Here is a 729-nt window from a genome sequence, read left to right on the forward strand (position 1 = left end):
AATCATAACCACCCGCATAGCGGGTGGTTTGCTCTAGCCCTATAAGGGCATGTTACCGACTGCGCCTAAATGACGCGGCTTTCTCTTCGTTCAAGCTAAGTGTCTTTGCTGCTTTGGCTTACCCCTTGAAGGGGTCGTTATACTCTTGTGTACTTAGTTTATCCTGAAGTAAATCTGACTTTTCTTGCTCTCTGATATATTTACGGATTGTCACTTCATTCAACCCCACTGTGCTGACGTAGTAACCTTCCGACCAAAACTTCCGGTTGCCAAATTTGTATTTTAAATTGGCATGTTTGTCAAATATCATCAACGCGCTTTTACCTTTTAAGTATCCCATAAAACTTGAGACACTGATTTTCGGGGGAATACTCACGAGCATATGTACATGATCTGGCATTAGATGTCCTTCGATTATTTCAACGCCTTTGTACTTACAAAGGTCTCGTAAGATCCCACCTATACTTGAACGTATACTGGCAAAAATGACTTTTCGTCTATATTTTGGCGAAAAGACGATATGGTACTTGCACAGCCACTTTGTATGGGCTGAGCTTTGTGCTTTAATTCCCATAAACACCTTTCCTTATTGAAGTTACGTATATTAGCTTGAACATCTATATCGTAACGGAAAGGTGTTTTTCTTGGTATAACCCTTGGCCTCCACCCGCATAGCGGGGGGTTTTATGTTTAAGAAGCTTACGCTACTTAAACTGGCTAAAGCCATAA

1 protein-coding gene is annotated in these 729 nt (G+C 41.3%); it reads right to left on the reverse strand.

Annotation, left to right across the window (positions count from 1 at the left end; translation table 11 throughout):
* Window positions 1-118: 118 nt before the first annotated feature.
* Entirely contained in the window at window positions 119-574 is a 456-nt protein-coding gene (gene tnpA / locus ACGF5R_RS24290) for an IS200/IS605 family transposase (RefSeq protein WP_387693190.1), read from the reverse strand.
* Between the last annotated feature and the right edge of the window lie 155 nt (window positions 575-729).

The sequence above is a fragment of the Photorhabdus sp. RM71S genome (assembly GCF_042879355.1).
GTDB classification, from domain to species: Bacteria; Pseudomonadota; Gammaproteobacteria; order Enterobacterales; family Enterobacteriaceae; genus Photorhabdus; species Photorhabdus kayaii.